General features: G+C 47.5%; 11 protein-coding genes and 1 pseudogene. 9 read left to right on the plus strand and 3 right to left on the minus strand.

The genetic code is table 11. From position 1 onward, the window contains the following. Positions 1 to 154 precede the first annotated feature (154 nt). Complete coding sequence (locus J07HQW2_RS14325) at positions 155 to 814, minus strand: PAS domain-containing protein (RefSeq protein WP_021056309.1); 660 nt, start codon at positions 812 to 814, stop codon at positions 155 to 157. Positions 815 to 936: 122 nt separating this feature from the next. Between J07HQW2_RS14325 and J07HQW2_RS14330 the strand changes: the two genes are divergently transcribed. Continuing rightward, on the plus strand, positions 937 to 1,563 hold the full coding sequence (locus J07HQW2_RS14330) for a class I SAM-dependent methyltransferase (protein WP_021056310.1): 627 nt from the start codon (positions 937 to 939) through the stop codon (positions 1,561 to 1,563). A gap of 102 nt (positions 1,564 to 1,665) precedes the next feature. Here J07HQW2_RS14330 and J07HQW2_RS14335 read toward each other — a convergent pair whose 3' ends face one another. Next, entirely contained in the window at positions 1,666 to 2,118 is a 453-nt protein-coding gene (locus tag J07HQW2_RS14335; RefSeq protein ID WP_048075717.1) for a hypothetical protein, read from the minus strand. 399 nt (positions 2,119 to 2,517) lie between these two features. On the opposite strand from J07HQW2_RS14335, the pseudogene J07HQW2_RS18995 reads away from it, so the two are divergent. The 4 genes and pseudogenes from J07HQW2_RS18995 to J07HQW2_RS14350 form a co-directional block, all read left to right on the plus strand. Continuing rightward, positions 2,518 to 2,625, plus strand: a pseudogene (locus tag J07HQW2_RS18995) (transposase); the annotation flags it as partial. 205 nt (positions 2,626 to 2,830) lie between these two features. Further along, positions 2,831 to 3,001, plus strand: a complete 171-nt coding sequence (locus J07HQW2_RS19000; RefSeq protein WP_021056313.1) for a hypothetical protein — start codon at positions 2,831 to 2,833, stop codon at positions 2,999 to 3,001. Positions 3,002 to 3,140: 139 nt separating this feature from the next. Next, complete coding sequence (locus J07HQW2_RS14345) at positions 3,141 to 3,842, plus strand: hypothetical protein (RefSeq protein ID WP_021056314.1); 702 nt, start codon at positions 3,141 to 3,143, stop codon at positions 3,840 to 3,842. Positions 3,843 to 3,901: 59 nt separating this feature from the next. After that, positions 3,902 to 4,507, plus strand: coding sequence for a class I SAM-dependent methyltransferase (locus tag J07HQW2_RS14350; RefSeq protein ID WP_021056315.1), 606 nt, complete (start codon positions 3,902 to 3,904; stop codon positions 4,505 to 4,507). Positions 4,508 to 4,606: 99 nt separating this feature from the next. Here the strand turns inward: J07HQW2_RS14350 and J07HQW2_RS14355 are convergent, their stop codons facing one another. After that, positions 4,607 to 5,320, minus strand: a complete 714-nt coding sequence (locus J07HQW2_RS14355; RefSeq protein ID WP_021056316.1) for a type 1 glutamine amidotransferase domain-containing protein — start codon at positions 5,318 to 5,320, stop codon at positions 4,607 to 4,609. 161 nt (positions 5,321 to 5,481) lie between these two features. Between J07HQW2_RS14355 and J07HQW2_RS14360 the strand changes: the two genes are divergently transcribed. From J07HQW2_RS14360 to J07HQW2_RS14375, 4 genes are all read left to right on the plus strand, one after another. After that, positions 5,482 to 7,086, plus strand: a complete 1,605-nt coding sequence (locus J07HQW2_RS14360) for a phytoene desaturase family protein (protein ID WP_021056317.1) — start codon at positions 5,482 to 5,484, stop codon at positions 7,084 to 7,086. A 273-nt stretch (positions 7,087 to 7,359) separates the two neighbouring features. Next, entirely contained in the window at positions 7,360 to 8,037 is a 678-nt protein-coding gene (locus J07HQW2_RS14365) for a thymidine kinase (protein ID WP_021056318.1), read from the plus strand. An 8-nt stretch (positions 8,038 to 8,045) separates the two neighbouring features. Then, the gene (locus tag J07HQW2_RS14370; protein ID WP_021056319.1) at positions 8,046 to 8,648 is read left to right on the plus strand and encodes a YIP1 family protein; all 603 of its coding nucleotides are present in this window, start codon (positions 8,046 to 8,048) and stop codon (positions 8,646 to 8,648) included. Between the two features lie 252 nt (positions 8,649 to 8,900). Beyond that, the gene (locus J07HQW2_RS14375) at positions 8,901 to 11,243 is read left to right on the plus strand and encodes an OB-fold nucleic acid binding domain-containing protein (RefSeq protein WP_021056320.1); all 2,343 of its coding nucleotides are present in this window, start codon (positions 8,901 to 8,903) and stop codon (positions 11,241 to 11,243) included. Positions 11,244 to 11,498 lie beyond the last annotated feature (255 nt).

The raw sequence follows: 11,498 nt of genomic DNA on the forward strand, positions 1-11,498 counted from the left end.
CATCTCTCACTCGGAGTGGGAGCCTCCACAGAGACGCCTGTGGGGACTCGAACCGCTGTGAGATAGAATCGGTCTTGCAAGTTCCGTCGTAGAATTAGGAAGCCTCGGCTTGTGGCTTGTCCCCGAGACACTTCACGCGATATGTAGTCCCTTTCTAGCTGACTTCGCTCTGGCTTTTTTGAAGAGAGATCGTGTCGGTATTGGACGTGTCTTCAGCAGCTATCTCTGTCTCTGTCTCTAGTTTTGAGTTTGGTGATAAAACACCAGTTGGTGGGTCAACAACAGTCTGCACGCCAAGCCAGTGCGTTATCATGCCATCACCTCTCCGAAGTGGGGTAATGGATAGACGGCTTCGAAATGGCGTTCCATCGCGACGGTAATTCCATAGTGTGACTGTCACTGGTTCCCAAATTTGTGTTGCTTCTTGCAGCGTGTCAACCGCTGAAGATTCCGTTTTCGGACCCTGTAGTATTCGAGGATTTGATTCACGAAGCTGTAATAAACTATAGCCGGTTATCTCTCGAAATGTTTGATTTGCATACCGAATTGGGTTATCTTGGTACGTCGGTCCAGTGAGTGTGAGTCCAAATTGGATAGTATCAAGAACCTGAAGACGCCATTGTAGGATCGTCTCACGTGGGTCTGCGTCCTCACTAAGATTTAATCTAGTCTCATCGATATCGTCTTGAAGAATATCCTGATTTATTTCACTAAGATGACCGTCGCTAATAAGCGCTGAGAGAGTTTGTCGAAACCCCTGTTGGTCGGCCTTAATCGCAGCGATGAGTTGATTACGAAGTGTCGGCTGCCGCATATTCATTTACTTTTCTCGGTTGGACAAATTTTTATCGTCATGATATGATTTCTCCATTCTATATTCATAGACATTTTGTCAAACACCAGTTGACTCAAACCGATTGACTTCATAATAACCTTATGACGACACAGAGCACATCACCGCTTCTCTCCGAACGGGAGCGGACAAAACGTGATCCTCGGTCTGATACTGGATTTTATGATACCCCCCGGTTCGTAACGCACGCGGATGATGGATTCTTGTCGCAACTCACCGATACTTATTCATCAGTTCTCTCAGCCGACGATCGCATCTTCGATGCAATGGGCAGTTGGGTCTCACATCTTCCAGATGACATTTCATACGGTCATGTCATTGGTCACGGACTCAACGCAGCTGAACTTGAGGAAAATGAGGCGCTTGATGAGTGGTTCTGTCAGAATTTGAATCAAAATCAAGTCCTTCCATTAGAGGACAATTCTGTTGATGCTGTCACATGTGCACTCTCAGTGCAGTATCTTCAGTATCCAGGTCGCGTGTTTGATGAGTTCGCTCGGGTGCTTGATGATGATGATGGTGTACTGGTTGTCAGTTTTACTAATCGAATGTTTCCGACGAAAGCTGTGCGTGCATGGCGGGCAGGTTCGATGGATGAACGACATGACCTCGTAGACCGGTACTGCAAAGCAGGCGGGTTCGCCTCGACACGACAGATTTCATGTCGTCCGGAAGCAGATCCATTTCGTGCGACTGTCGCGCGAAACTGAACCAAATCAAACGGAAATGATATATCCGTAGTGAATCAGAATAATATACTTTATTTAGAGCAGTGCGATAATTTAATTTTCACTTTCATCAGACATAGTGAATCAGTTTGAATTATCATCACCAATATCACCGCTTTCTGCATCTACCTCCCTGACAGGAATTTTCTGACGTTGTTGTAGAGATGTGAGATGGTTTTTTGCTTCAGACTTCAATGGAAAACACCCGTTGATATTTGCCGGTTCACGACCGTGCACAAGTCGACCAAATGGTCCGGCTGCAACCGGATATATCCCCTCGAGTGTCTCTATCAGCGGTGTTGAAACATCATATTCTTCAAGAACACGCCGTATCGTTGCAGCGCCAACATAGATTGTCTCATCTTCAATAAGCGCGAATATAAATGGGCAAGCGTCGAATTGTGCTTCTAGGATTCGCTGCACTGATTCAGATTCCCACCGTACTGGTCGGATATTAGAGAGACGACACGTTACTGTCGTCGCAGCCGCACGAAACGCCGGGTTACTTCCGTCGTACACGAGCAGTGAGTCAGCCACATATTTCACATATACGTAATACTTCTTAATGCTGCGGCTTCTGTGCTCTTGCGATACATTTTCTGCGTCGATGATGACAATGGCAGTATTTCGATACAGTGTATCCTGATTTGGATAGCATCCACATCCAATCTTCATATTTACATATCATGTCTGTCAGGTTGGGTCCGCCCGGCGTTTTGCTGGCTCTCGTTGCCTGAGACTCACTGGAAATATATGAACCAATGTGACCGTATCCTCACATCACATAGTGAACTGCTCCGGGGTCAAGCCCTGGACCTGGAGCTTCTTTCCGTGGATTGGTCGAACACACCCGACACACCATCGGTCTGGGTTCCTTCAACGGTGTGGTGGGTCACGGTCGGGCCGTCCACAGGTCCCGATGCCTGCCGTCTCACATACTTCTGGGGCGGTGGATTCTGGGAAGACTCGTACTACATTGGAACGGCTGGTGAGGTATCTAGCCAGACGATTGAGCAGTCTATCGAGCGAACGGAACACGTTTAAGCGAGCTTACGGCATTCACCCTCGGGGGCAAGCCCCGAGGCACTCTGCCTGCTTTCTCTGTAGATTGATCCACCGTATCATGATGATAATAACAACTCAATCACCTTCCCATGTGAATCGCCTCGGGGTCAAGTCCCGAGGCGCTCGACCTGCCCCGCCCGTAGACATATGTAGATATATGTGAGTCCACTGCAATAACTCAATTATGTCACTGCAAACCGATATTATCAATGGAATTGTTTCGACCGTCATTAGTGTGGTAGCAACAGTTGTGATGGCTGATAACGATGACACATGGAATCTGAATGATGTTGTCCTCGCAGTTGCCATCTCAGCATTTCTTTCTGGATTTTTTACAAGTTATTTTGCCGAGTAACTGTTAATTGAATAGCTGCTATCTCAAGGACAGTCAATTGACATCAAATTGTGTGAATATTCGTTTATTCTATGCGACAGTGTGAGTGTCCCATCCAGTCACATATACGCCGTCATCACGTATCTTTTCTATATATCCCATGGTTGAGCGATCAGGTCGCTTTCGAGTGTATCGTGTTGTTCCGTCAGTACCACATCTCAATCTACAAGCAGTCGATGAGCCAAGACTGTATACGGTTTATGAATCAGGATATGAAACGATTCAACAGTCAGTTGACACGCTCCGAACTGGTGACTTGATTGAGGCGACTGTCTCAGGCAATCCAGCAGATGATGAAGAAGCGTGGCGGTTGACAGCTATTGACCGTATTGATAGCGTGCGTATGGACTTTGTTGTTGATGCAACCCTCCCGGCGGTTGCTGATACCTGCTGGGAACCTGGACAATCCGAACCACAATGTGTACAATTACTTGACCAGGAAAACGCTCCATCTAGCTCTGATCTTGATGCTGAGTCGGGAGATCCTATTGGAGCTTGCTGTGTCCAACCTCGGGAGACACTCCCTAATGATGCGTTCATTCCAAATATTCTTACTGGCACACTTCCGCTTGAGTCGGTGTTACAATCTGTGCCTGGGACGGATGACCCAGCCGTTACTGCATTATTTATCGATCCTGCTCGCCCGGATGCAAGCAATCATGAGATACCATTCGGTGTTGCTATGTTGTTCACCGACTCAACTGCGGAGCTTCGAAAACGATTTTACCAACAGTATGACTGCCCGGTTGACCCTACTTCTGATATTGATACACGACCATCATTTGATCCATACGCGGTATAATCAACTCATTAGTGATGTTCTGGCAGGCAAATTAACTCCGTTCAATCCATACAGATAATATGAATCGAAAAGCCGTGCACCGTGCATGGGAAGATGTCGCTGAAACATATGCACAACGCCGTGATCCAAATGGTTCCGATGCAGATCTCGTTGTTGATCTCCAATCAATGGTCGATGAGGATGCGACCATCCTTGATGTTGGATGTGGTGATGGGGCACGAACGCTAGACAATCTCTCTGAGTCAAGTATTAACATTGGTCTTGATGTCGCCCGGCAGAATCTTGAGCTTGCACGTGACATTGTCCCACAAGCACGACTGCTTCAAGCGGAGATGACGGAACTACCAATCGCGAGTGATTCTGTCGATGCAATTACTGCCTATCATGCTGTCTTTCATGTTCCTCGTAGTAACCATCCTGACGTATTCGATGAATTCACACGTGTTCTCCGCCCGGGTGGGACACTTCTTATGACACTTCCAGGCGGACGATATGAGACTGTTCGTCGAGGGTGGATGGGTGGAGAAATGCTGTTTTCCACACCTGGACGAGATCAGACGCTCACATACCTCCAAGACGCTGGATTCGATAATATCCGTACGCGACAAGTCACAGATCCACTTGGCAGTAGTGCTGAGTTTGTGTTTGCTGACCTCGTGAAGTGAAACTGAAACTCGGCTCTGAGACGGAAGTCAACAAGCCGCAATAAAATATTCTAAACTGAGATAGATTGAATTATTATTCGAATTCGATCCAATTATAATTCAGTCGTCGGCTTTCGCGCCAGCTTCAGGCGATTCAACGCCCAATTCATCCAACAACGTTTGTGCTGCCTCACTGCTTGATCCAGGTCCACGCCCGGTAATTAGATCCCCATCGACTGTAACACTCGTATCAGCATCAAGTTCAGCATCCCACTTTGCGCCGGCGGCTCGGACCTCATCTTCCACCCAGTATGGAAGCTTTCGGCCGTCGGGCATGCGGTCATCATCATCAACGATTCCTTCTTCCCACGCATTTGGAAATCCAGTTACGCTGCGATCAGCAACGAGCATTGATCCATCAGAGCCGCGGGTGAACGCAAGAATCCCAACGGCATGACACACAACAAGTGCAACACCGTTTTTATTCTCAACCGCAGTTCGAAGCGCTTCTCGGGCGTGTCGATCATGAGTGATGTCAAATTCGGTCCCATGACCTCCGGGGAACACGACAGCATCGTACTCACTTGCATCAATCGATGCGAGTGTCTCAGGATCGTTCAATCGAGGATCATTCTCGTGAACATCACAAAGATGATCAGCATATTCTGAACCAACCTCATCGGGGTCAATTGATCGATCATCAATGACCGGGTGTTCGCCTGTGGGTGTTGCAACGGTTACTGAAACTCCAGCGTCATCGAGCGTTGTAAGGGGCTCAATACACTCCTCTCCCCAGTAGCCTTCTTCAGTAACGATAAATAATGCATTTGTCATGCACTGTAGCTAATGCATCCAGTGCTCAAACACTCTTTGGTTCAAAATACCCATCGTGACTGGATCGAATTCAGCGTTGACTCCTGTTTTGACTATGCATGAACGACCGTAATACTGAGGCGCCGATGATAGTTCCCAGACGACACAATATATAATTGTTAATGGATATTTCATTTGGATCGCAATCTGTTTTTTCGGAAAGTGATAATATGACGCGCACATCTGAGGAGACATCTGTAATTGTTATTGGCGGAGGATTCAGTGGTCTTTCAACGGCTTGTTATCTTGCAGACGCCGGTGTTGATGTTACAATGCTTGAACGTCAGGATACGCTTGGTGGCGTCGCTGGGCGTATCGAACGATCAGGATTTCAGTTTGATACCGGTCCATCATGGTATTTGATGCCAGACGTATTCGAGCGTTTCTTTGATGAATTTGGACATGATCCTAAAGAGTATTACTCGCTGACACGATTAGACCCTAATTATCGTGTCTTCTGGAAAGATGGTGACACGGCAACATTACCAGCTGACCGAGAAGGTCAACGCGAACTCTTTGAGCAATATGAAACTGGTGCGGGTGCAGCACTTGACACATATCTTGAGGAGGCTGCGAACGCGTATGAAATTGGCATGGAAGAGTTTGTGTACAAACACCGACCACGTCTGCGTGATTGGGTTGACCCTGGGTTGCTCCGAGCAGCACGTGGTATTACTCTTATCGGGTCAATGGACGATCACATAGCCTCATACTTTGACTCACCAAAACTTCGGCAATTACTTGAGTATACATTGGTCTTTCTCGGAGGGTCACCATATAATACTCCAGCATTATACTCATTGATGAGTCATGTTGATTTCAATATGGGTGTATACTATCCAACGGGTGGTATTGCGAGTGTTGTCGACGGTATCGAAACACTTGCTCGTGAGTTGGGTGTGAATATTGAACTGAATACTACTGTAACCGGACTCAGTACTGTCAACGATGGCGATGGTGTCCGTGTGCAAACTAATACGGATGCTCGCATCGCAGACCGGGTTGTGAGTACTATCCCACCTGCATACACTGATCGCAACTTACTCCCTGAAGGCGTGTCTGATCACGATAGTTCATATTGGGAATCACAAACATATGCACCGGGAGCTTTCCTGTTGTATCTGGGCGTTGAGGGTGAGCTTGATTCGCTTGAGCATCATACACTTATTCTCCCAACTGACTGGGAATCACACTTTGAGTCGATATTTGATGACCCAACGTGGCCAGCAGATCCGTCATATTATGTCAACGTACCCTCACAGACTGATTCAACAGTCGCCCCTGATGGTCATTCGACAGTGGTCGTTCTTGTGCCAATTGCGCCCGGACTTACTGATAGCGACGCCGTTCGTGAACAATATCGTCAAAAAGTTCTTTCAGATCTTGCTGATCACACCGGTGTTGATCTTCGAGATCGAATTGTTGTCGAAGAAACTGCCTGCACGAGCGAATTTGCGGCGATGGGTTACCCAGATGGCACAGCGTTGGGATTAGCACACACACTAACACAAACCGGTCCTTTCCGACCCGCTCACCGGTCTGACGCTATCTCTGGACTGTATCACGCGGGGTCATTCACAGATCCTGGCATTGGCATGCCGATGTGTTTAATAAATGGGAAACACGTCTCCGATGCTGTTGTTGATGACATTGCGGATAATCGTGTCAGCGATATTGATATATCATCGCCATCTACGGTCGTATCGCAGGCATTCAGCTCCAAGTAATACCATGGATGTGACTACGCGTAACTGCACATACGATTAAGCATTCATATTTACTCTTAACGCATGAGAATTCAACCAGGCTGCTGTACAGCATCGAGCACACATCTCTCCCGATATAATTGAATAATGATCCAGGAGTTCGTATTGAACCGATTTAGAATAGGACCAGTCTCAGCGGTTGATTGAGACAGAGAAATTTCTCCTACTGATTATTCACATCAACATGTAAGCACCTTCGTAAGGATTTTTTCTATTGGTCGCACCCAGAATGGTATGCACGCGATCACTAACAGCGGCTGGATCGAAGTCGTCACGGGGTCAATGTTTTCAGGCAAAACTGAGGAATTGCTCCGTCGGTTGCGACGAGCCGAAATCGCTGGTCAGTCGGTTGCTGTATTCAAACCTGCTGTTGATGATCGATACGGAGAGACGACTGTTGGGTCACATGCTGGTCGACAATGGGAGGCAGCTATTGTTCCGAATGAGGGAGATGGTATCTGGGAGATTAAGCATGAAATTCAAGCGGGAATGCAGAATCATCAGATGACCACTGAATCCACAGATACTGAAGAAGTGACTGGTAACAATAAATTGAATCCGTCTGAAGACGACCCCATCGATATTGTTGCCATAGATGAGGCGAATTTCTTCTCAACCGAGCTTGTGTCTGTTTGTGAAGAATTAGCGAATGATGGTTATCGCGTCGTTGTATCTGGTACCGATCAAACATATCGTGGCGAACCATTCAAACCGCTTCCACAGCTGATGGCGGTCGCGGAGTACGTCGATAAGTTGCAAGCAATCTGCACGCAATGTGGAGAGCCCGCAACCCGAAATCAGCGACTCGTTGATAATGCACCTGCGCACGTTGATGATCCAACAATCATTGTTGGTGCCGATGAGTCCTATGAAGCACGATGTCGTAACTGTCATAGCCTCCAGTATGAGTAGTTCAAGATGTGACGACTTGGGTTGAGACACCGACAGGTGGACGCGAACGCGGATTACGTGGTGTCATGCAAGCATGGATTGGTGTTATACTCACTCCCCGACAGTTCTTCGCCAATGCTGTTTCACCCGGCGACCAAGCACCAGGTCTTGTCTTTGGGATCATTGTTGCAACCGCATACGTCGGTGGACTATTCGCTGGCAATCCATCACAAATCCCTGGGCTGAGTGATAGCTCAACGATTTCAGCCGGTATTACAGTCATTGCGGTTATGCTCCTGATTGCGCCGGCAACATTACATCTCACTGCTGCGCTTCAGACGGTCCTATTAATCCTTGTTGTGCCAAGTCGAGCGGGCGTTAGTGAGACGGTACAGATAGTTGCATATGCAGCGGCACCATGTATTGTTGCTGGTATTCCTATTTCTGCCATCCGGGTTATTTGTACAGCGTATGCAGCTGTATTGCTCATTATTGGGATACGAGAAGTACACGCAACAAGCACAGTGCGCGCAGTCATCGCTGCAGGCATTCCTGCGACGCTGCTTTTTGGGTCTGCGCTTGGTGGTATCAGTGCTGGTATTGATGTGTTTCAGTCTCTCGGGATTTTATAATCATATTACAGTATCTTATCTCTGATATACTAAAACTCTAAAAAACACTGACTTCTGTCTTGAAGAACTTAACTCTGTCAGCGAGTAAAAGACAAGCACAGTGGACCTACCTCGGAATCAAACCCGTTCTTCTTAATTCAATGCTGTTTTCACGTCCTCGGTTTCCTACTGAGATATACACCGTGTAGGTGTCACGATGTCGATGAGTGAGATTCGACAGTCGTTTTAGTGATGGACCGCTCTAGTTAATTAATGGATTTTATTACGCATGAAGAGGATGTTTGGTTCGATTTCAGGGGAGATTCCCCACAGCAGTTGACCGCGGGACGATATTACCGTGGAACTGTCGATGGATTCGCAGACTTTGGTGTCTTTGTTGATTTGGCTTCAGGGGTTACTGGATTACTGCATCGAAGCGAACTTGATCGCCGACTTGAGACTCTCGATTGGGAGTCTGATGATACCGTTTTTGTTCAAGTCAACAACGTTCGCGATAACGGAAATATTGACCTTGGCTGGTCAATCAGACAGTCACCATCTGAGTTCCGAGGATCAAAGATTCACGATCCAACTGGGTCAAATGATGGCGAACCTGTTGAACCTGACCCCGATGACGAAGCAGACGCTGGGTTAGCTACAGAAGCTACCGCAACTCCATCTGTCTCACGCGGCGGGTCCGACGGAGATGCGGCAACAATCAAACCGACACCCGCAGCGACAGATACCAACGATACCTCAAAAACAGATGCAGATGATACTGTATCTGCCGGTGCTGAAACCGACACTAATACACATACTGAACAGGAGTCATCTGGGGAAACAGTCACTACGGATACGGGAATACAAACAGAGACTGAAACAAAATCAAACACACAAACAGAAACGGTGTCAGCTAGCACCGAAAACTCAAGCACAACAACCGACGCCACATCTGTATCATCATCCTCAAGCGAAAATGAAACCGATGTAGATGTAAATAACAATGGACTAGCAAACCAATCTCAGTCTGCTTCGGGTGCGACCGCAGAGAGTGAAGTTGAGTCTGAATCCGAACTATCAGATGATATCGAAGATCAAAAACAACGAGTCTCTATTGGCTCACTCTCTGATCGGGTTGGAAGTGACGTTCAAATTGAAGCTGAGGTTGTTGAAGCTAGACAAACCGGTGGTCCAACGGTATTTGAACTCCGAGATGAATCAGGGGCTGTTGAATGTGCCGCCTTTCTTGAGGCTGGTGTCCGTGCATACCCTGATGTTGGAGAGGGCGATGTTGTCCGATTGAATGGCGAAGTCGAGCGACGACGTGGCGAGATTCAAGTTGAAACCAATGAGCTCACGGCGCTTACCGGCGCCGAAGCAGAAATCGTCGAACAACGTCTTGTTGATGCACTTACCGCCGAGGCTCGTCCTGATACGGCAACAGTCCTTGCGACCGACGATCCGCTTTCAGCGCTAAGTTCACAGTTTGTTGATGCTGCAACAGAAATCCGCCGAGCCGTATTGGAATCACGCCCTATTGTCGTTCGACACGCTGCAACAGCTGATGGGTACGTTGCTGGGGCAGCAATCGAACGAGCCGTGCTCCCACTGGTCAAGAGAGAACATGACCGTGCAGACGCACAATATCATTTCTTCACTCGAAGACCGCTTGATGACCCTGTTTACGGAATGGACACGGCAACAAATGACGTAACGCAGATGCTTCAGGATAATGAACGACACAATGAGAAACTGCCGCTAGTCGTTCTTGTCGGTGTAGGCGGAACTACTGATTCACTTGACGGCATTGAGTTACTTGGTGTCTATGACGCCCCACGCATTGTTGTCGATGCCGGTGATCTTGATGAGGCAATCCTCACAGAAGTAGATAATATCGTGTCGCCACTCACAGCAACTGATGACGCTCTAGGTGAACTCTCTATCTCAACTGGAGCAGTTGGTTCAAACCTAGCTGCAACTATCAACAGTGAAGTTGCGTCTGAACTTGAACATCTCCCCGCTGTAAGTTATTGGGATCAAACAGAAGCTCCATCGGCATATGTTGACCGCGCTGCTGCGGCTGGATACGATTCCACGCAGACACGTGAACTGCGTGAAGCCGTTGCGTTGGAGGCATATTACCAATCATATCAAGATAAGCGTGAGTTAATCACTGACCTCATGTTTGAAGATGACGGCGGACTTGCTGGACATGTTTCTGAACAGTTCAGACTCAAGCTTGACGCTGAAGTTGAAACAGCGGAAGCAAATCTTGATACACATCGTATTGGTAATACTGAGATTATTAGACTTGATGCGGATGCATACAGCCATCGCTTTGATTTCCCACCAACAGCACTTCTCTCAGAAACACTACATCGACAAACACGGAGTGAGTCATCAGTGACAGTTGTGTACTCAACTGATGAACTGTTCGTGCATGCAACGACTGATCTTGATGTTCGGGCGGTTGCTTCAGCCGCAGCGGATGCAGTTCCCGAAGGTGGAGTAACAGCTGTTGGAGTCCGACAAAATCGAATTGAATTCCTCGCTGGAGCACGCGAATCCGTTGTTGATGCTGTTGTTGATGCTGCTGTTGCTCAGATTAATGACTAAATTATCGGGTCAACTGTAAGCATACCCGGTCTCTGCTCATCAACAACGATATTCTGTCGATATGTGAACGTGCGATGTCGAGATGAAATAATCTATTTGAACTGACACGATTTGACGCCTGTCCTAAGAAGTAGATATCATCATTGACTCACAGTGTCTTTCCGATAATCGAATGCACATCGAACGACACGCTTAACCTCAAAACAGCGCGAATATCAATATGAGTAATTGCTTGATACGTCCACGAATGACTAC

The organism is Haloquadratum walsbyi J07HQW2 (assembly GCF_000415985.1).
Classification (GTDB): domain Archaea; phylum Halobacteriota; class Halobacteria; order Halobacteriales; family Haloferacaceae; genus Haloquadratum; species Haloquadratum walsbyi_B.